Raw genomic sequence first — 18,868 nt, forward strand, 5'->3', positions numbered from 1 at the left:
AAAAGGTAGCATAATTTAACCTCAAACAAACTACCCTATTTTTTATTCTAACAACAAAAAAGCACCCCCTCGCGGGAGTGCCTTTTCGTTCAGACTAGGAATTAACCATTGATAGCGGGAGCAATCAGAGCTACGGGAGCCTGTTCACCACTAGCTAAGTCTAAGGGGAAGTTATGTGCATTACGCTCGTGCATTACTTCCATACCGATACCAGCGCGGTTTAACACATCGGCCCAAGTACCGATTACACGACCTTGAGAATCGAGAATCGACTGGTTGAAATTAAAACCGTTGAGGTTAAACGCCATGGTGCTAACACCCATTGCCGTAAACCAGATACCGATTACCGGCCATGCACCCAAGAAGAAGTGCAGAGAACGGCTATTGTTGAAAGAAGCGTATTGGAAGATTAAACGTCCGAAGTAACCGTGAGCGGCAACGATATTGTAGGTTTCTTCTTCTTGACCGAATTTGTAACCGTAGTTTTGAGATTCGATTTCCGTGGTTTCACGCACTAAAGAAGAAGTTACTAGGGAACCGTGCATCGCACTGAACAAGGAACCGCCGAACACACCAGCAACACCTAACATATGGAAGGGGTGCATGAGAATGTTATGTTCTGCTTGGAACACAAACATAAAGTTGAAGGTTCCAGAGATTCCTAAAGGCATACCATCAGAGAAGGAACCTTGTCCGATGGGATAGATTAAGAATACAGCAGTAGCGGCGGATACCGGTGCAGAGTAAGCAACACAGATCCAAGGACGCATTCCTAAACGGAAAGACAGTTCCCACTGACGACCGAGGTAGCAGAAGACACCTAGTAAGAAGTGGAAAATGACTAACTGGTAGGGACCACCGTTGTATAACCACTCATCTAAGGAAGCTGCTTCCCAGATGGGGTAGAAGTGGAGTCCAATCGCGTTGGAGGAGGGAACAACAGCACCGGAGATGATGTTGTTTCCGTAGAGTAGGGAACCAGCTACAGGCTCGCGGATACCGTCGATATCTACGGGAGGAGCGGCGATAAAGGCGATGATGAAGCAGGTGGTGGCGGTGAGCAGGGTGGGGATCATGATCACACCGAACCAACCGATGTATAAGCGGTTGTTGGTGCTGGTGATCCACTGACAGAACTGCTCCCACAGGGAAGCGCTCTCGCGCTGTTGTAGAGTGGTGGTCATTGGTTGGATAATTTCTGTATGTATTTGGTTGTCAAGGTTCTTTGTTTGACATGAGTTAATACTATCGTCTTTTTATAGTTATGTAAAGGGGTTTTAAGAAATGTTTTTTTATCAATGTCATAACTTTTCCTTATATAATTGATGTTCAGGTAAACTAGAAGCAGACAAATTCTGCAAAAATAAGCGATGATACCCGAAATTACCGCAAAACTATTGGAAGCGAAGAAGGAAAAAGGACTGAGTTTCGCTGACCTAGAAGCGATTCTAGGACGAGATGAGGTCTGGATTGCCGCTGTTTTTTACCGGCAAGCGAGCGCCTCCCTAGAAGAAGCAACGAAAATTGTGGCAGCTTTGGGACTGGAAACCGAAATCGTCGCATCCTTAACCGAGTATCCTGTCAAGGGATTGGGTCCGGTTGTCCCCACTGACCCCCTGATTTATCGTTTCTATGAGATCATGCAGGTGTATGGAATGCCCCTAAAATCGGTGATTCATGAAAAATTCGGCGATGGTATTATGAGTGCGATCGATTTTACCCTCGACGTGGATAAGGAGGAAGACCCTAAAGGCGATCGCGTGAAAATTACCATGTCGGGTAAGTTTTTACCCTATAAGAAGTGGTGAGTATCGCTAAAGTCAACGGTAAGGGATTTCTATTCCTTGCCGCTCTTGCTATTTTTCTTAACAAAACTTAACAATTGACGGCAAAATTTTCCTTGCTTTTGTCGGCAGATTTTGGGATAATATTTTTAAAAGACTTTATTCATAATGGGAATCTAAGCACTTCACAATAGACACAACCATCCCATTATAAAATAATCATAACCCAAGCCGCCGCCAAAGTCAAGGGATCTCTCCTAATTCAGTGATCAGTAAACAGTAATCAGTAATCAGTGAAAAGACAGTAGGAAACTGGCATTTTCAGTAATCAGTGATCAGTAAACAGTAATCAGTGAAAAGACAGTAGGATGAGGCTCACTTAATACATACTGCTCAAAACTCAAAACTCAAAACTCAAAACTCAAATCTGATAACTGATAACTGATAACTGATTAACCTAAATCTCGGTCTTTAGTGACGGTAATTTCCTTAGATAAATGTCGATACCAAGTAAAATAGAGACCGATGGAAAGCAAAAGAAAAACCAAAGCCAAAATCTTCAAACTTTGCCACTGCTTGATAATTAAAACAATCCCCATCATAAAGAGGACTAATTGCCAAGGAACGGTGAGAAAAGCGGCGAGAATATCCCGTTGATTTTCCGCTTTAATTTTTGCCTGTAGGTTAGGTTTAACACTGTGACGGACTTCTCCCCAAAAGCCAAAAGGTCGGGTAACATTATAGAAATTTTCCATGACTAAACTATCGGTAGGAGGAGTCAACAAAGTAGCGATAATACAGCCAGCTAAAGCGAACAAACTCGGCACAAGAAAGAGAATAAGTTCCTGATATTGACTGTGGCGAAAGAAAGGTAAAATTATCGCTTGTGAGGCAATAGCCGCAATCATTCCCGCTAAAGTTCCCACGGCAAAACCATAACCATTAAAGCGCCACCAATACCAACGTAATAGGAGAGGAACTGCTAATCCCACCCCTAATCCCGTGGTTAACCAACCCCAAATATCATTGACATTTTGGATATTAAAACTCAAAACTAAGCCAATTACGACCACAAAAACCGAGGCTAAACGACCTTGAAAAACTAACTCCTGTTCTCCCGCATTTGGTTTCAAAAAAGCTTGATAGATATCTTTTACCCAATAGGCAGCACTAGCGTTAATAACTGCGTTAAAAGTGGACATAGCTGCTGCCAAAAAAGAAGCAATTAATAACCCTTTCATCCCCACAGGAATATATTGAGTAATCACCGTGGCCAGAATTCTTTCTGGATCTGTAATCGTGCCTTCGGTTAAACCGTAGTGAATACCTAAAACCGCAAAAGCTGTGACTAGGGGCCAACGGAAAGAAAGCAGAATAATCCAGAATAAAGATAATAAACCGGCATCTCGATCGCTTTTGGCGGCTAGGTATCGTTGTAACATATAACCACCGCTGCCGCTGCAACCTTCGATGATGGTTTTAACTAAATAAAAGAAAATCACCCCACCAAACAAATTAAAGATGGCATAATCTCCGGGTAAATCCAAAGTCAGGGAGGGAAAAATACTAGACCAGTCGCTTAAATTCCAAGTTTTTGGCTCCGCTGCCCCCGGAATTGCTACGGTAAAAGTATCAGGAAGATTAACAGTAAAAAAAGCCACTGTCGATACATAAATTACCGCCACAAAAATCAGAAACCCTTGAAATAAATCGGTAATTACCCCACCATAAAAACCACTGGCCACCGTATAAATTAACGTTAAAAGAATTAATATCACCGAAGCAAGACGATCATCCATACCCAAAAACTGCCCTAAAAATTTCCCCCCCGCAACGGAGAAATAACTCATCGCACCGATAGAGAATAAGAGAGTGGCGACGGCGCTAATAATTCGGGCAAAATTTCCCTGTTTTCCAGGTCCAAAGCGAAATTGCATCCATTCCGCCATGGTCATAACTTGGGCCCGGCGATTCCATTTGCCCATAAAAGCCATGAGAAAGGCCATAATTAGGACAACACCGCCGCGGATTTCGATAAATAGTCCTTTGGGGCCGACGGCGTAAATTAGGGCAGAAATGACCATAGTTCCCGCTAAATCGGTGTTAGCTGCCATTCCCGACACCCCTAACATCCACCAGGGCAAATTGCGATTACCTAAAAAGTAGGATTCTAGACCTTGAGAAGCTTTTTTCTCGGCTATAATCCCGATTATTAGGGTTCCTGCCAGATAAAGCAGCACAATTACATAATCAATTAACTGCATAGTTCGGATCAATTTAACTTTCGATCGTTATAGCATCAATTGACTACGATTTCTGGCTAACGGTTTCTTTTTCTAAGATTTGCACCCGTTGCTCCAGCTTTTTTAAATCTTCCTTTAATTCAATTACTAAAGTAGCTAAATGCTGGAACAGTGGGTCGGTTTCCCCGACTACTTCCCCATTTACTATACCCGTTCCCGATCGCCGTCGGGGAATGGGAGCGGCATTTTCCCCGCGGATGGTGATTCCTCGGACCTGACTTTCAAGGCGCTCGACTCGATTGCGGAGACTAATTAACTCCGATCTTACCGCCGTATCCGATTGGGCCTTGCTGGCATTAACAAAACTCAGTATTAGCAAAAGGGAGATAATCAGCGCTAAAAAGCCATAAAAAGAGATTTTAGCTAATTTAATCGATTTTACCCCCTATCTATCTTACCCAACTTAATGTTAAGAAACGTGGCTAAATCTAAAGCTTGATTGCAATTCCGCCCCCAAGTGATTAGTTGCTCAAAAGAGGATGATAAGGTAAAAAGCACGATTTTGTCGAAATTTGGCCTGATCTCTATGTATAAAAACTCAGATAAAGATTTTCTCGGAGCGGCAATCACAGCCGGTTTAGGTGCGGGAATCGTCACTTCTTTTGCCGTCAATCAAGGACAAGACATCGGTACAGCTTTAGGAATTACCGCTTTAGCGGCTGTTTGCGGTGTTATCTGCCGTCATTTTGACCTAATCTGATCAATCTTCCTCACACCTCCAATTCTGCCGAAAAATCCCGTTTTTTCTCGTATTGATAGGGACCGAGCAGAGCGCCCCAAATTCCCTTACCAGTGCCGGGATCTAGACCTTTATCGTAGGTTTTTAGGCTATGACTCGTCACCTCGAAACCTAAAGCCACCTGATAGGTTGTACCCTCATAGGTGAATTGACAGCGCTGTTCCGGTTGCGGTTGGGCGATAAACTGGTATTGATTATCAGCGAGAGTATGGACTTTGACCGCTAAAGTGCAAGTAGGCAGGAAAGTTAGGTCTTCTAAGCTAATTTTTCGCAAAATATCGGGATTTTTGCCCGCACCTTGCACGGATTTCAGGTCATTAAACATATAGTGCCTAACCTCTAACCCTCCCGATTCCGAGCGCGTTAATCGCCACAGTCGCGGTCGGTAGGGTTGGTCTAAATTGATCATACTGGCCTGTTCGGCAAAAAGAGCGATGCTGTCTTCCCGAAATAAAGACAGCGGACGCAACCATAAACGCAGGTGAACGTACCACACCGGTTCTGCTTGCGCTTGCCGTTGATTTTCAAATTCACCCGCGAGATACCGACCAAAAGTGATTAATTCAGGGGTCATAGCTCAAAAAATTCTCCTTATTGCCGCAAAATTAATCCTAACACCCAGAGAACCCACTTTTTTGACAAAAATGACCTTCAGGCTATTGGAACCCGCTTAAACCCCGCTATTCCCCCTTTAGTGTACCAATATTCCCAGCGACCGCCAGCAGCACTAGACCAATCCTTGAGGTCAAATTTACCGCTGCCCGAGGGAATTCCTGCGATGCGATAGACTTTCACCGCTTGACCGTTATTATTCCAGATTAAAGGCCGATCCGGTTCTATCTGTTCGGGTAGAGTCCCGTTAGTTTGCAGAAAATAGGCATCTTGTCCCTTATCGGTGCCGTTGCCGTAGACTTTGGCGATACCCTGCTCATCGATCGCCAGAAAAGCACCTTCTTCTAAACCGATAGCGTAGGCAGGTAGTTGATTGTGATTATCGTGTACATTGCGGGCTAAAAAACCAAAAAGGCGACCATATCTTGTTTCGGGATGATCTTGATTGAGTCGATCCAAATGGGTATCTGTCACGACTTTTTTGAGAAAAGGAACCCGAATAAAATCACTACGATAGAAGTCTTTAGTGTTGAAGTGAAAGGGATTATTTAATATTTCCGAACTCAGTACCCCTTCGTGAGCAGGCGCATAGTAAAAATCCCCCAGAATAGCCATTCCTGCGCTGGTTCCCGCCACGGGAACTTTTTTCTCATTGATCAGATAATTGATCGCTGTTTCCACCTTTGTGCTTTCCCACAAATCCTCGTACTGATTTTGATCACCACCGGCAAAAAAAAGAATATCGGCATTACGAATATATTCGATAACATCAGGATGATTCGCCGCTTCACGACTATCAATTGATAGTTCCGCCGCCGAGTTGATCAGGGAGCGATAATTGTCGCAAATCCAATCAGCTTGACCGCCAAGATTGCCAAAGCGCAACACTAAGTAATTACCGCCTTTAGCTCGATTCAATAACCATTTTGTCGCCTGATCTTCTCCTAATTTACCTCCTTCCGCTCCCCCGATTAATAAAATACCCGATTGATGTTTTACCGACTGAAAATTGGCTTGTCCACAACGACAAGAATAACGAAAACCTTGGTCATTATTGTCGAACATAGTCTTGTACCCTCGCTCCTGAGCTTACTCTTTCTATCCTAGCTTTAACTAGGACAAAATCAGAGTTTTCTACCATAAAAGTTAACAACAAAGCTGCTCTATAGCTGAAATCGGTAGCGGCAAAACTACCTAGTTGACATTCTGTTAAAAATCGTCCTATTGGAGGCCAGTCGCCAGTGGTCGATACCAAATTAGGTTACACTTCATCTTTAGGGGAAAGGCTGTATAATAATTCAAGGCTAGAAACTGGCAATTATTACTGTTGAAGTTGAGAATCGGCGGGCGATATGTTAAAGAGACGTTCTTTTTTGCAAGGATTAGGTACAATCGCCTTAGCAGGAGGTTTAAGTGGCTGCGCTTCTGGAAGCGGCGATCCGAGCATTTTTCTCCTATCTGGTTCGATTCCGCCGCGATTACTAACAGACTTTCGGAAAACTATTGCCGAAAAAAAAGTAAATTTTCAGTCGGAAAGGCAGCTGAAAGAGCTATTAAAATTGTTGGAAAAATGGTTAAAAAATCAGGAGCAACCAGCCTCACAATTTTCGATTCCTATCCCTTTTACGGAACAAAAACCAGCTATCGGTAATTTAGTCACCCTAGGGGATGCTTGGCTAGGAAAAGCGATTAGCAACGGTTTAATTCAACCCCTAGATACTTCTCAACTCTCTAATTGGTCAAAACTGCCCCCCCGTTGGCAAGAAAATATGACTCGCAATGTCCAAGGACAACCGCAAACAGAGGGGAAAGTCTGGGCTGCGCCCTACCGTTGGGGAATGACAGTAATTGCCTATAATGAGGAAAAATTCGCTCAATTTGACTGGCGGCCACAGGATTGGTCTGATCTATGGCGACCGGAATTAACCGGTAAAATTGCCCTAATTGATAATCGTCGCGAAGTCATCGGTTTAACCCTAAAAAAATTGGGTTATTCTTATAACTCTAGTGATTTAAAACAAGTAATGGGACTAAAAGACCAGCTATTTGCTTTACAAAAACAGGTAAGATTTTATAGTTCTCAACATTATTTACAACCCCTGATACTCGGAGATATCTGGCTATCTGTGGGTTGGTCTAATGATATTTTACCAGTGAGCGATCGCTATAATAAAATTAAAGTTGTTGTCCCCAAATCTGGGACTTCTCTCTGGTCAGATGTGTGGGTAAAACCAGTTTTAACTACTCCTAATTCTCTTGTGGAGCAATGGATTGATTTTTGTTGGCAACCAGAATCCGCCACTAAAATTTCTTTATTTACCTCCGGATTATCACCCCTAATTCTCACTCAAAATCCCGACCAAATTCCCCCAGATATTAAAAATAATCCTTTACTTGTCAATCCAGAAGCGATCAAAAAAAGCGATTTTTTAAACCCTTTATCCCCAGCAACCGAGCAAGAATACCAGCAATTATGGCAAGCAATGCGAAAGTTAGTATAGTCAGGAGATACTAGACAAAATTCTGCGAGAATATTGAGGTGAAAATTACATTTACCTAACTGATTCTAGCTGATAAGTAGGGAGGCACAATTATTTGTAGGATGGGTTAGCGCACTTCGTAACCCATGCGGGCGTTGGGTTTCATACTTCAACCCAACCTACGTTCATCTTATATTTAATTCCACCCACCTACTTAACTGATAACTGATAACTGATAACTGATAACTGATAACTGATAACTGATAACTGATAACTGATAACTGATAACTGATAACTGATAACTGATTAAGCGGCTTGACTTTGGGTTTCTTGGGCGAGAAAATTAAGGATAGAAGCTTTCTCAATTAATCCCAAAACCGTGCCGTTTTCTTCTACCACTGTCACTTGAGATAAATTTTCTCCTTCCAAAATTTTCACCACATCTAGGAGGGAAGTATGAGACAAAACCAGTTTGAGACTTTCGCTAGTTTGTAATAACCGGCCGATATTTACCTCTGTCCATTGGGAAGTGGGAATCGTTTTCAGAGCCTCTACATTAATCACTCCTAATAGTTTACCTTCGCTATCGGTAACTAAGAATTTAGACCATTGTTGTTTACCGATAACATAATTATTAGCAAACTCTCGCAGGGTTAAATTAATCGGCACTACAGGACTATTAGGAGAGATAACATCTTTAGCGGTGTAGCGACTTAGGAAATCTTGAACCTTAGCTGATTGAGCGGAAAAGCCGGCATTTTGTAGGAGGAAAATGCCAATTAATAGCGTCCAAAAACTGCCAAATTGACTGATTCCGAGAATTGATAGCGCACCGATGACAATCGCTAACCAACCAAAAAATTGACCGAAACGACTAGCGAATAAAACCCCTTTATTGGGATTGCCCGTTACTTGCCAAACAATGGCTTTAAGGATATTACCACCATCTAAAGGTAAACCGGGGATCAGGTTAAATAGCCCTAGGGCGAGGTTGATATAGGCAAGCAGCGAAAGAATCGCCGCCATGGGCGCATTTAAACTAATATTGGAACCAATAATTAGGAAGATACCGAAGAGCAGTAAACTAACTAAAGGGCCAGCAATTGCTACTAGAAAAGCTTCCAGAGGAGTTTTCGATTCTCTGCCGAGAGTTGCCAACCCACCGAATAAAAACAGGGTAATTGATTTGACTTCAATACCTTGGGCGATGGCAACAAAACTATGACCTAATTCGTGGGCAACCACGGAGGCAAATAGGAGAATAGCAGCAAAAAATCCCAATAGCCAGGGCATGATTCCTGTCAACTGGGGAAACTGACTTAACTCTCCTCCATAGGTTAAGGTAATTAACCCCAGAACGAAGAACCAAGAAGGATTAATATAAAAGGGAATTCCAAAGAGATTCCCGACTCTAATGTTGCCATTCATTTTGTATCTTCTCCAATTATGGGGGACTAACGCCAAGAAGATTAGGTTATCAATTACGCCATTCACTTCTGTTAACAATTGTAACAAAACTGAAAATCTCCCCGGCATTCTTTCAGGGAGTAAAAACCGTCATCGCTGTGGTTCGGTTATTTTCGTAGGAGAATTAAATCAATGATTAATTATTTACGGGGACAAGCGATCGAGGTGATCAAAACCCCTAATAACCGACTGATCTTGATTTTAGACGTAAACCAGATCGGTTACGAAATCCAAATTCCCTCGCGATTAGCCCTAGACATCGGCAAAGATAACAATGATAGTCGTCAGATTTTTACTCACCTACTCCTTCGCGAGGAGCAGCCTTTATTGTACGGTTTTGGCACTGCCCCAGAGCGAGATCTGTTTCGTCAACTGCTTTCCGTCAATGGAGTTGGGGCGCAATTAGCCCTAGCTTTAATCGATACCTTGGGGATTGAGGAACTTGTGGTGGCGATAGTGACAGGAAATACCAAAATTTTGAGCAAAACCCCCGGAGTAGGCTTAAAAACAGCAGAAAGAATCGCTTTGGAGTTAAAAACTAAATTGGCAGCATGGCGACAGCTAAAAGAAGCGACGACGACAACCACGGCAATACTACCGGCAGCGGAAATCCTCGAAGATGTGCAGATGACCCTTTTAGCTTTAGGATACAGCCGAGAGGAGATCGATCGAGCTATGGCAGTCCTCAGTCAAGATGCTTTATTTAGTAAAAATACTCAGCCAGAAGACTGGATTAAAGGCGCAATTAATTGGCTAGGGTAAACCAGTCTTCAGGAGTCAGGAGTCAGGAGTCGATAGATAGGGTGATGGGGTGATAGGGATTTAGGGGTTTAGGGTTTTGGGGTTTTGGGGTTTTGGGGTTTTAGGGTTTTAGGGTATTAGTTGAAATTCCCCCACCTTCCCACTTCTCCCCCGCAACGAACGCGCACGAAGTGGTCTCCCCACTTTCCCCATCACCCCACTTCCCCATCACCCCACTTCCCCACCTCCCCACACCCCACACCCCACACCCCACACCCCACACCCCACTCCGGAGCTTCCTTCTTCGGGCAAATGTTAAAAAGTATTACAAAAATAGTGAGAAGGTGAACCAGATGCCGCAAAATAGTTGCGTTAGGTCGCTCTAGCTAGGGAAGTCTTGAGACGCTAAGGCGGAAACGAGATAACTTGAGCGTAGTGACCACAACTGCTATAAAATGTCAGATTAAGTTTATTAATCTCACTTAGTTGGGAGGAATCCATCAATGAGTATCGTCACGAAATCGATCGTGAATGCTGATGCTGAAGCTCGTTACCTCAGCCCCGGCGAACTAGACAGAATTAAAGCCTTCGTTACCAGTGGTGCCGCTCGTTTACGCATCGCTGAAACCCTGACTGGCGCTCGCGAAACCATCGTCAAGCAAGCTGGCGATCGCTTATTCCAAAAACGTCCTGACATCGTTTCCCCCGGTGGCAACGCTTACGGCGAAGAAATGACCGCCACCTGTCTGCGTGACATGGACTACTACCTACGTTTAATCACCTACGGAGTAGTTGCTGGTGATGTCACCCCGATTGAAGAAATCGGTTTGGTCGGTGTGCGTGAAATGTACAAATCTTTAGGAACCGACATCGGTGCCGTAGCTCAAAGCGTTCGCGAAATGAAAGAAGTTGCTACTGGTCTTATGTCTTCTGACGATGCTTCTGAAGCTTCTTCCTACTTCGATTACGTGATCGGCTCTATGTCGTAGAATAACTCCTTTGTGAATTGTTCTAGACACACCCCTCGTAAACCTCTTAAGATTAAGCAAAATTCAAGGAAGAACCACCATGCAAGACGCAATTACTTCTGTTATCAACTCTGCTGACGTTCAAGGCAAATACCTTGACTCTAATGCTCTCGGCAAACTGAAAGGCTACTTCGCCACCGGTGAACTGCGCGTGCGCGCCGCTAGTGTCATTAGCGCCAACGCTGCCGGTATCGTTAAAGAAGCTGTGGCTAAGTCCCTGTTATACTCTGACGTAACCCGTCCCGGTGGCAATATGTACACCACCCGTCGTTACGCCGCTTGTATCCGTGACCTCGACTACTATCTCCGTTATGCTACCTACGCTATGTTAGCTGGAGATCCTTCTATCCTCGATGAGCGCGTTCTCAACGGCCTGAAAGAAACCTACAACTCTTTAGGTGTACCCATCTCCTCCACCGTTCAAGCTATCCAAGCGATGAAAGAAGTCACCGCTAGTTTAGTTGGTGCTGATGCGGGTAAAGAAATGGGGATTTACTTCGACTACATTAGCTCTGGCTTAAGCTAGAAGTAACGAACTCGGACAAAATAGGTTCGGGAAGCCGAGGATGAGTGCTAGGTCTTTAAAGGCTGAATCTGGCCAAGATAGGTTTTGACGAGCTAGTATTGATCCTTGACTCCCGACCTTTGTTATTTTAGGAAAAAGCCTTCGTTAGTTTGAGCGACAAGTTTTTCAGCGATTAGGAGAAATCAATCCATGCGGATGTTCAAAATCACCGCTTGTGTTCCAAGTCAAAGCCGCATTCGGACACAACGGGAATTACAAAATACCTATTTCACCAAACTCGTTCCCTACGATAATTGGTTTCGTGAGCAACAACGCATCATGAAAATGGGCGGCAAAATTGTCAAAGTGCAGTTAGCTACCGGCAAACCGGGAACTAATACAGGTTTACTGTAATTGGCTGCCACTAGAACTGAAAAAAAAGAGGTCTGGAAAGACCTCTTTTTGCTTTAGGGATTTTTTTCAAACTGCAAAGCGGCAGAGTTGAGACAATAGCGTTTTCCCGTTGGGGGTGGACCATCATTAAAAACGTGACCAAGATGTGCATCACAGGTGGCACAAACAATCTCTGTCCGCACCATGAAAAAACTAACATCTCGTTCGTACTTGATATTAGCTTCGTTAGCAGCGGTCGAGAAACTCGGCCAACCAGTACCCGAATCATACTTGCTGTCAGAAGTAAATAACTCCGTACCACAGCAGACACATTTGTAAATACCTTTTTCTTTATTATCGTGATATTTACCCGTAAAAGCCCGTTCTGTTCCCTTTTTGCGAGTAACTTGGAACTGTTCAGGAGTTAGCTGGGTCTGCCATTCCGCCTCGGTTTTACGAACTTTTTCTACCATAGTTAGGACAACCGCCATTATGATTAAACTTCTCTTTTTAGTCTAACCTGAGTTCGAGATCTAGGGTTTTTTCACCAGAAATTTTGGGTCTGAAGAAATTTTGGGTCTGAAACCCCTTCCTAATGTAAAAGTTAGGGTCATTAAAAAAAGCTGGCATTATCATTAAAGTAGTCCGAAGCCTGATCCTAATTTTATGTCCCAGAAAAATGAAATTCTTCCCCTGCTGTTGACGGTTATGGTGACATCGGCAGTTTTAGGAGGAATTGCTTGGTGGTTGCTCAACAAAACCTTTCCCAATCTCAATGATCGATCTAATTCTTCCTCCTCGAATAATCAAATTTCCGAAACGTTAGCTGCGGTTAAAAATGTCCCGGAAGGATTATTTAACTACGGGGGAAGTACCACTTGGGCCCCGATTCGTAAGGAAGTGGACTTTATTATCCAGCAAGTCTGGCCGAAATTTCGCCTCGTCTATACCGATCCCACCACGGGAACCCCCGGCACCGGCAGCGGTATTCGGATGTTAATCGAGAATCAATTGGCTTTTTCCCAAGCATCTCGATCGCTTAAAGATGAGGAAATACAACGCGCTCAACAACGGGGATTGACTTTAAAAGAGGTTCCCGTGGCTATCGATGGAATTGCGATCGCAGTTCATCCCGATTTACCGGTTTCCGGTCTAACAATTACCCAGTTAAAAGATATTTATACAGGAAAAATTAGCAATTGGCGGCAAGTGGGCGGGCCTAATTTAGCCATTATTCCCTATTCCCGACGCAAGGAAGATGGGGGAACCGTGGAATTTTTTATCGATCAGGTTTTAGAAAAAGCCGATTTTGGGGATAATATTCAGTATGTTTATAGCACGACTCCTGCTCTTAGAAAAGTTTCCCAAAATTTGGGAGGAATTTACTATGCTTCTGCACCGGAAGTAGTTCCCCAGTGTGGAATTAAAACTTTACCCCTTGGTAAAAGCGAAAATCAATTAGTTGCCCCCTACCAAGAACCTTCGATCCCGTCTTCCCAATGTCCCCAGAAGCGTAATCAACTGAATGAATTAGCTTTTCAAAAGGGAGAATACCCGATCACCCGTCGTCTTTTTGTTATTATCAAACAAAATGGTCAATTAGACGAACAAGCGGGGGAAGCTTACGCTGATTTATTATTAACCGATCAAGGACAGAAATTAATTGAAAAAGCCGGTTTTGTTCCCTTAAGATAATTTAACCCAACTTCTACAAATCTAGGTTAAAGTGAATTTGAGTAATTTTCATGACAACGTTTCTCATGCTGAGTGTGCGCTTGATTGGGCGCATCCAGAGGACTGCTACGCCTAGTTTTGTCCAGATTTTCGGCTATCCCGTCGAAATCATCGCTCGGTGCGAACGATTTTTACCGAACAAGCAGGACATCTTCACCCAATGGCTCCTAGATGACAGTGGGATTTACACCTTCTGTCGCTACTATCCCACCTATGTGCAACTGGCAGTAGTAGCCAACAACCGCGACGAGCAAGCCATCCGCGCCCAATACCTGCGTCATAATCGCGTCAGATACTTTGCTTTGATCTAAGATTGAGTTAGCAATATCTAATTTGGAGTCTCAGGCAATAGAACCGATTTCTCTAATTCTCGCTGCGTTGGCTGCTGGTGCGGCGGCTGCTGCTAAGGATACGGCAGCAACAGCCGTTAAGGATGATTATGAGGGTTTAAAAGCGTTGATTAAGAAGAAATTTGCAGAGCAAGGAAAAGCAGATTCATCAACAATTTTAGATAAATACGAACAGAAACCTGAAAAAACGAAAGCTCTTTTGGAAGATGAGTTAGAAGAAGCGGGACGGGAGCATCTCATTTATGCAAGTGAGTAATTATACTTATCCCTAAAACTGCTTTTTAGCAAGGCTTTCAAAATAGCTTGACATAAAAACCTGATTTAGGGGTTACAAAGGTGAGATGCTCCCAAGCGGGACTTAAAGAACTGAAGGAGGATGACGAAATTATTAAAGCAGCCCAAGAAGTAATGAAAAAAGAAGAGCCAGAAGGGACAAAAGAAGGTAAATATAATATAAATATTTCTGGTGGGGTTCAAAATGTTGTTGGTTCAAATCGAGGGACTGCAAGCCAAACAGTTACTTACAATCCTAAAAGTTCGTAGTTGCGCTTTAGCACCCAAACCTGATGAATGAGAATCGGTAGTAATCCGATAGTAGTGGCGTAGCTCTCTTGCTTATCTAGCCTGAGTTGTGTAGAATATTGACTAATAAAAATAATTACCTGATAAATGTCAAGAATTTGCTTTTTATGATTGCTGTTTTTATCAAAATCTTCTCTTAGATTATTAAATTTTGGTTGGATTGCGATGAAGATTTAGAACATAATCTTCTAACAAAAGATTCACCAGCTTCAATATTTCGTTGTCCTAAATGTGGTGCTTGCCATACCATCAAAAATGGTTCTACACATAATGGCAAACCCAAACGTAAGTGTAAAGATTGTGGTCGTCAGTTTGTGATCAATCCCACTAATAAAACCGTCTCTGACGAAACCAAACAATTAATTGATCAACTCTTGCTCGAACGAATTTCCTGACGAGGAATTGCTAGAGTAACTGGAGTAAGTTGGTCATGGTTACAAAATTATGTTAATAATAAATTTAGCCAAGTCCCTCGTCAGGTCAAGGTTACAGACAAACCTAAAGGCAAATTAATCATAGAATGTGATCAGTTATGGTCATTCGTATTTTGCAAGAAAATCAAGGTATATATTTGGTTAGCTATCGATAGAACTACCCGAGAAATTATTGGTTGCTATGCGCGGAGATAGGAGTCGTCAATCAGCCAAAAAACTTTGGGACAGTTTACCAGGTGTTTACCGGCAATGCGCTGTTGCTTACACAGACTTTTGGGAGTCCTATAAGACAGTAATTCCCAGTAAACGTCATCGACCGGTTGGGAAAGAAACTGGTCAAACCAATCCTATTGAAAGATTAAATAATACCTTTCGACAAAGGATTTATCGACTGGTGAGACAGAGTCTATCTTTCTCTAAAAAAATGGAGAATCACGTTGGGGAACCCTTTGGTATTTTATCCATGACTACAATGCACAGCAAAGCAAAGGATTAAGCCACCATCACTACTACCGAATCACCACCATTTGCAGAATCCTAATTCTGATGTTAGGGAGGAGGATAGGGGTTTGTGTGACGGGATTGGTGAGGAGAAGTCTAAACTATGATTAGAATGATTAAATGAAGACTATGATTTGATTGCAGAAGGATGATGTGTGGGGATGCAGAAAGAATGATGGCTAAATCTTACTTAATTTATCTCGATGTTTGTTGTTTGAATCGTCCTTTTGATGATTGGACACAAGAGAGGATTCGATTAGAAGGACAAACCATTCTAGATATTTTCAAGCGGTTTTATCTGGGAGAATGGAAATTAGTCAGTAGTGAAACCATAGAGGCAGAATTAAAAAGAATGAGTAATCTGGATAAATTAAACAGGATTAAAGAACTATTAGAAATTGCTTAAAGTAAAATACTTTTAAATGATGAAATAGATCAACGCTCTCAAGAAATAGAAGATTTAGGATTTGATCTTTATGATTCTTTTCACATCGCTTGCGTCGAATATGCTAGAATAGATGTATTGCTAACCACCGATGACAGATTACTTAGAAAAGCCATAAAATGCCGTAAATTATTGCAAGTAAAATTAGATAATCCTGTTACTTGGTTAATGGCAACTTTGCTATTACAAGGAGATGAAAAAAATGACACCAATTGAGCTAAGACAAAAAGGCTATCAAGCATTAGTCAAAGAATTAGGACAAGTCGATGCTATTCGCTTTTTACAAGATACTGGATGGGGTTTTGGTGACTATACTCAAGAACGTCAACAGACCTTAAAAAATGTGACAAGAGCCGATTTTTGGCAAGATATTCAGGAGATTAGAAGTAAGCAGAATTAAATTTAATAGTGAAGGAAAATTAGTTGGCAAGGAAAAGTAGTTCACGATACGATAGACATTGGAATCAAATACCCAAAGAGATAACAATGGCTAAAATCTCCATTTCTTTACCCGATGAACTGGTTAATTACCTAGACCAGAAAGTAGAAGATAAAAGCATTTTCATCGCCTCAATTTTACAACAATGGCGACAACAACAAGAAGCAGAAGAACTCGCCCAAGCTTTTTTAGCAGTAGATGAACTAGAATTAGGATGGACTGACGAATGGCAAACAGCAGCGATTATCAACTCGGAAGCATTATGGCTGAAGTAAAACTTAAATCCAAGCATCTAAACTCCTTAAAAAAATTTATTGAAGACGCATTAACCGAAAGACTGCGAGAACTTCAAGAAGGAATTAAGCGCACCCAAGAACGAATAACTTTTTTTGAAAATAGGTATCAAATGCAGACACAAGAATTTCTCAGACGATTTGAAAACAATCAATTGCAGCATACCTTAGACTTTGATGAATGGATGGGAGAAGCTTGGATGCTAGAAGCTTTACTGCAAGATAAAGAAGAAATTGAGGAGATAGAATTTGTTGATTAATGACTATTTTCAAGAGATTATAAATCTCCTTGAAGCTTGTCCAATAGTTCAATCTTATAACCTCATTACTGATAGTAGAAGTCTTTATGTAGGGTTTGCTGAAAAAGTAAGGGCGAAGCATTCGGATAGAAAATCTCTGGTTTCACCGATAGGTTATTGCCCGAATGCTTCGCCCCTACAGGACGCGGGCCGATGAAGACGCAAGGTTTTGAACGACGATTCTCTCAAAATCTTGCACCTGTTTCGCGAGAAAAGCCACAAATTTGACAGAAAAGAATTTGATTCGTCGGGTTAAGAAGGATATATAGTTCGGGTTTATAATGATAAAAGTTTATGCTTAGAAAATTAATTACACTCTTTGAAAAATTTTCTTTATTTCGACAGTAGCTGTCATTATCTTCCGTAATTGTAGCGTTTAGAAATACCTAATCTTAACCAATTAACAAAGCGAGAAGGTATGAGCAACCCTTCTCGCTTTATTATAACTAAACTAACACCTCCACAGCTTGCGGAACTACTGCCGTCTCGGTCGTGGTCGTGGTATTTTCTCCTAGGTAAATTCCCAAAGAACGGGCTGTTTTCACGATAAAACCATGGGGATCCACGGGATAGGCACAGCGATTCTCTTGATGACATTTTTTGATAATTTTGATCACCGGTTTCAGGGGCAAACTACGCACTTGTCCCCCGCGCCAAATCACCACGCGATCGAGTTTTCCCTTTTCAATTAATTCTACGGCCTTAATGCCAAAAGCCGTGGCTAAGAGTCGATCCATGGCCAAAGGAGGACGACTTCTTTGCAGGTGTCCCAAGGACATGGCCCGCACATCCATGGAATTGAGGTAACAGAAGACGGGATCGGTAACGCATAAAGAGCGAGTTTTGTCAACTATTAATTTTTCTAAATAATCGCCAATATACTTCTCTTTTTGGTTATCTTCGTTTTTAACCCCCTCAGAAATGACAATGAGAGCGAATTGACGACCTTGAGCGCGCAATTGTGCCAAATGACGACAACAACCGTCGATAATTTCGGGAGTGAGAGCAGGGGTTAATTCGGGAATAAAAATCGCATCGGCTCCCCCGGCAATCCCGGCATGAAGGGCTAAATGACCAGCATCTCTACCCATCACCTGCACAATCATCACCCTTTCGTGACTAGCGGCGGTAAAGGTGAGATCATACAAAGCTTGGGTGACGATATCGACGGCAGTGGTAAAACCGACGGACCATTCCGTATAGGGAACATCATTATCGATGGTTTTGGGAACCGCGATAATATTCCAATTGCCCTTCTGGGCGAGATCGTAGATGATATCGATGCTCCCATCGCCCCCGACGACGATCAGGGCATCTAATCCCAGCATTTCGTATCCTTGCAGGATTTTCGTGGCAATTTCTGGGTTTTCGGGATGTCCTTTGCTCAAAGAACCCAAGATACTACCACTAAGGAACTGCAAAACGTCTAATCCTTTCAAGACCCCTGGCAGGTTATAGCCATGGTGAGTCAGGATCAAATCTTGGGGGTGATATTTTCCCTCGGCAATCTGCATAAAACCGTCGGTCCCGTAGGGAATGCCGTACACATCCCAACCCTTTAGTTTTGATGCTTTTACCACGGCACGAATTACCGCATTTAACCCCGGGCAATCGCCACCACTGGTCAGAATACCAATTTTTTTCCTTTGATTCTCGTTCATGGTTATATCCTCCAGGATTTTTTTGTCAGTTACCAGTTATCAGTTATCAGTTATCAGATGTTAGTTTTCAGGTTTCAG

23 protein-coding genes and 2 pseudogenes are annotated in these 18,868 nt (G+C 42.6%); 16 read left to right on the plus strand and 9 right to left on the minus strand.

All coding sequences use genetic code 11. From position 1 onward, the window contains the following. Positions 1-101: 101 nt before the first annotated feature. The gene (psbA, locus tag GQR42_RS04155; protein WP_012264511.1) at positions 102-1,184 is read right to left on the minus strand and encodes a photosystem II q(b) protein; all 1,083 of its coding nucleotides are present in this window, start codon (positions 1,182-1,184) and stop codon (positions 102-104) included. Positions 1,185-1,370: 186 nt separating this feature from the next. On the opposite strand from psbA, the gene cynS reads away from it, so the two are divergent. Continuing rightward, positions 1,371-1,808 (plus strand): cyanase, encoded by a 438-nt coding sequence (gene cynS / locus GQR42_RS04160; protein ID WP_158199014.1) that lies wholly within the window; start codon positions 1,371-1,373, stop codon positions 1,806-1,808. A gap of 428 nt (positions 1,809-2,236) precedes the next feature. Here the strand turns inward: cynS and GQR42_RS04165 are convergent, their stop codons facing one another. Both GQR42_RS04165 and GQR42_RS04170 read right to left on the minus strand, forming a co-directional pair. Beyond that, the gene (locus GQR42_RS04165) at positions 2,237-4,048 is read right to left on the minus strand and encodes a sodium:solute symporter family protein (RefSeq protein WP_158199015.1); all 1,812 of its coding nucleotides are present in this window, start codon (positions 4,046-4,048) and stop codon (positions 2,237-2,239) included. Between the two features lie 43 nt (positions 4,049-4,091). Beyond that, positions 4,092-4,460: a hypothetical protein gene (locus GQR42_RS04170; RefSeq protein ID WP_158202378.1), complete on the minus strand. Its 369-nt coding sequence runs from the start codon at positions 4,458-4,460 to the stop codon at positions 4,092-4,094. 153 nt (positions 4,461-4,613) lie between these two features. Between GQR42_RS04170 and GQR42_RS27425 the strand changes: the two genes are divergently transcribed. Further along, positions 4,614-4,787, plus strand: coding sequence for a hypothetical protein (locus GQR42_RS27425; protein WP_199273264.1), 174 nt, complete (start codon positions 4,614-4,616; stop codon positions 4,785-4,787). A 10-nt stretch (positions 4,788-4,797) separates the two neighbouring features. Here GQR42_RS27425 and GQR42_RS04175 read toward each other — a convergent pair whose 3' ends face one another. Both GQR42_RS04175 and GQR42_RS04180 read right to left on the minus strand, forming a co-directional pair. Then, positions 4,798-5,400 carry a chromophore lyase CpcT/CpeT gene (locus tag GQR42_RS04175; RefSeq protein WP_158199016.1) on the minus strand — a complete coding sequence of 201 codons (603 nt, stop codon included), beginning with the start codon at positions 5,398-5,400 and terminating at the stop codon, positions 4,798-4,800. 77 nt (positions 5,401-5,477) lie between these two features. Then, on the minus strand, positions 5,478-6,503 hold the full coding sequence (locus GQR42_RS04180) for a cyanophycinase (RefSeq protein WP_158199017.1): 1,026 nt from the start codon (positions 6,501-6,503) through the stop codon (positions 5,478-5,480). A gap of 287 nt (positions 6,504-6,790) precedes the next feature. Here GQR42_RS04180 and GQR42_RS04185 point away from each other — a divergent pair, with 287 nt between their 5' ends. Continuing rightward, complete coding sequence (locus GQR42_RS04185; RefSeq protein WP_158199018.1) at positions 6,791-7,939, plus strand: substrate-binding domain-containing protein; 1,149 nt, start codon at positions 6,791-6,793, stop codon at positions 7,937-7,939. A gap of 285 nt (positions 7,940-8,224) precedes the next feature. On the opposite strand, the gene GQR42_RS04190 is transcribed toward GQR42_RS04185, so the two are convergent. Further along, positions 8,225-9,454, minus strand: coding sequence for a site-2 protease family protein (locus GQR42_RS04190; protein WP_158199019.1), 1,230 nt, complete (start codon positions 9,452-9,454; stop codon positions 8,225-8,227). Between the two features lie 63 nt (positions 9,455-9,517). Here GQR42_RS04190 and ruvA point away from each other — a divergent pair, with 63 nt between their 5' ends. Continuing rightward, complete coding sequence (gene ruvA, locus GQR42_RS04195; protein WP_158199020.1) at positions 9,518-10,147, plus strand: Holliday junction branch migration protein RuvA; 630 nt, start codon at positions 9,518-9,520, stop codon at positions 10,145-10,147. Positions 10,148-10,247: 100 nt separating this feature from the next. On the opposite strand, the gene GQR42_RS04200 is transcribed toward ruvA, so the two are convergent. Further along, positions 10,248-10,409, minus strand: coding sequence for a hypothetical protein (locus GQR42_RS04200; RefSeq protein WP_158199021.1), 162 nt, complete (start codon positions 10,407-10,409; stop codon positions 10,248-10,250). Between the two features lie 220 nt (positions 10,410-10,629). Here GQR42_RS04200 and GQR42_RS04205 point away from each other — a divergent pair, with 220 nt between their 5' ends. The 3 genes from GQR42_RS04205 (at position 10,630) to GQR42_RS04215 (ending at position 12,073) form a co-directional block, all read left to right on the plus strand. Further along, positions 10,630-11,115 carry an allophycocyanin subunit alpha gene (locus GQR42_RS04205; protein WP_002744263.1) on the plus strand — a complete coding sequence of 162 codons (486 nt, stop codon included), beginning with the start codon at positions 10,630-10,632 and terminating at the stop codon, positions 11,113-11,115. 79 nt (positions 11,116-11,194) lie between these two features. Continuing rightward, positions 11,195-11,680 (plus strand): allophycocyanin subunit beta, encoded by a 486-nt coding sequence (gene apcB / locus GQR42_RS04210; protein WP_158199022.1) that lies wholly within the window; start codon positions 11,195-11,197, stop codon positions 11,678-11,680. Positions 11,681-11,869: 189 nt separating this feature from the next. After that, positions 11,870-12,073: a phycobilisome linker polypeptide gene (locus tag GQR42_RS04215; protein WP_002739162.1), complete on the plus strand. Its 204-nt coding sequence runs from the start codon at positions 11,870-11,872 to the stop codon at positions 12,071-12,073. 53 nt (positions 12,074-12,126) lie between these two features. On the opposite strand, the gene msrB is transcribed toward GQR42_RS04215, so the two are convergent. After that, positions 12,127-12,543: a peptide-methionine (R)-S-oxide reductase MsrB gene (gene msrB, locus GQR42_RS04220; protein ID WP_158199023.1), complete on the minus strand. Its 417-nt coding sequence runs from the start codon at positions 12,541-12,543 to the stop codon at positions 12,127-12,129. Between the two features lie 175 nt (positions 12,544-12,718). On the opposite strand from msrB, the gene GQR42_RS04225 reads away from it, so the two are divergent. The 9 genes and pseudogenes from GQR42_RS04225 (at position 12,719) to GQR42_RS04265 (ending at position 17,090) form a co-directional block, all read left to right on the plus strand. Beyond that, positions 12,719-13,747: a PstS family phosphate ABC transporter substrate-binding protein gene (locus GQR42_RS04225; RefSeq protein ID WP_158199024.1), complete on the plus strand. Its 1,029-nt coding sequence runs from the start codon at positions 12,719-12,721 to the stop codon at positions 13,745-13,747. 50 nt (positions 13,748-13,797) lie between these two features. Then, positions 13,798-14,097, plus strand: a complete 300-nt coding sequence (locus GQR42_RS04230) for a hypothetical protein (RefSeq protein ID WP_158199025.1) — start codon at positions 13,798-13,800, stop codon at positions 14,095-14,097. A gap of 37 nt (positions 14,098-14,134) precedes the next feature. Beyond that, positions 14,135-14,359, plus strand: a pseudogene (locus GQR42_RS04235) (hypothetical protein); the annotation flags it as partial. A gap of 113 nt (positions 14,360-14,472) precedes the next feature. After that, a complete protein-coding gene (locus GQR42_RS04240; protein ID WP_158199026.1) occupies positions 14,473-14,679 on the plus strand; it encodes a hypothetical protein in 207 nt (68 codons plus the stop codon). A gap of 251 nt (positions 14,680-14,930) precedes the next feature. Beyond that, positions 14,931-15,629, plus strand: a pseudogene (locus tag GQR42_RS04245) (IS1 family transposase); the annotation flags it as partial. 172 nt (positions 15,630-15,801) lie between these two features. Then, a complete protein-coding gene (locus tag GQR42_RS27430) occupies positions 15,802-16,059 on the plus strand; it encodes a hypothetical protein (RefSeq protein WP_233271261.1) in 258 nt (85 codons plus the stop codon). 241 nt (positions 16,060-16,300) lie between these two features. Next, positions 16,301-16,498 (plus strand): hypothetical protein, encoded by a 198-nt coding sequence (locus GQR42_RS04255; RefSeq protein ID WP_002797026.1) that lies wholly within the window; start codon positions 16,301-16,303, stop codon positions 16,496-16,498. A gap of 86 nt (positions 16,499-16,584) precedes the next feature. Then, positions 16,585-16,812, plus strand: a complete 228-nt coding sequence (locus GQR42_RS04260) for a hypothetical protein (RefSeq protein ID WP_052277900.1) — start codon at positions 16,585-16,587, stop codon at positions 16,810-16,812. Further along, positions 16,800-17,090, plus strand: coding sequence for a hypothetical protein (locus tag GQR42_RS04265; RefSeq protein WP_199273266.1), 291 nt, complete (start codon positions 16,800-16,802; stop codon positions 17,088-17,090). Before GQR42_RS04260 ends, GQR42_RS04265 begins: the two co-directional genes overlap by 13 nt. Before the next feature lie 485 nt (positions 17,091-17,575). Here the strand turns inward: GQR42_RS04265 and GQR42_RS04270 are convergent, their stop codons facing one another. After that, entirely contained in the window at positions 17,576-18,790 is a 1,215-nt protein-coding gene (locus GQR42_RS04270) for an ATP-dependent 6-phosphofructokinase (RefSeq protein ID WP_158199028.1), read from the minus strand. Positions 18,791-18,868 lie beyond the last annotated feature (78 nt).

The organism is Microcystis aeruginosa FD4, from assembly GCF_009792235.1.
GTDB classification, from domain to species: Bacteria; Cyanobacteriota; Cyanobacteriia; order Cyanobacteriales; family Microcystaceae; genus Microcystis; species Microcystis viridis.